Source organism: Tatumella terrea (assembly GCF_039523755.1).
In the GTDB taxonomy this organism is placed as follows: Bacteria; Pseudomonadota; Gammaproteobacteria; order Enterobacterales; family Enterobacteriaceae; genus Tatumella; species Tatumella terrea.
Genome location: NZ_BAAAFX010000028.1, coordinates 1 through 793 on the forward strand (window position 1 = coordinate 1; position 793 = coordinate 793).

1 rRNA gene is annotated in these 793 nt (G+C 53.7%); it reads left to right on the plus strand.

The annotated features are described in order from the left end of the window. Positions 1-793: ribosomal RNA gene (locus ABD035_RS17555) — 23S ribosomal RNA — on the plus strand; the annotation flags it as partial.

Consider the following 793-nt stretch of genomic DNA (forward strand, 5'->3'; position numbering starts at 1 on the left):
AATTCCTTGTCGGGTAAGTTCCGACCTGCACGAATGGCGTAATGATGGCCAGGCTGTCTCCACCCGAGACTCAGTGAAATTGAAATCGCTGTGAAGATGCAGTGTACCCGCGGCAAGACGGAAAGACCCCGTGAACCTTTACTATAGCTTGACACTGAATATTGAGCCTTGATGTGCAGGATAGGTGGGAGGCACTGAAGTACGGACGCCAGTTCGTACGGAGCCAACCTTGAAATACCACCCTTTAATGTTTGATATTCTAACGTAGACCCGTAATCCGGGTTGCGGACAGTGTCTGGTGGGTAGTTTGACTGGGGCGGTCTCCTCCCAAAGAGTAACGGAGGAGCACGAAGGTTAGCTAATCACGGTCGGACATCGTGAGGTTAGTGCAAAGGCATAAGCTAGCTTGACTGCGAGAGTGACGGTTCGAGCAGGTGCGAAAGCAGGTCTTAGTGATCCGGTGGTTCTGAATGGAAGGGCCATCGCTCAACGGATAAAAGGTACTCCGGGGATAACAGGCTGATACCGCCCAAGAGTTCATATCGACGGCGGTGTTTGGCACCTCGATGTCGGCTCATCACATCCTGGGGCTGAAGTAGGTCCCAAGGGTACGGCTGTTCGCCGTTTAAAGTGGTACGCGAGCTGGGTTTAGAACGTCGTGAGACAGTTCGGTCCCTATCTGCCGTGGGCGCTGGAGAATTGAGGGGGGTTGCTCCTAGTACGAGAGGACCGGAGTGAACGCACCACTGGTGTTCGGGTTGTCATGCCAATGGCATTGCCCGGTAGCTAAGTG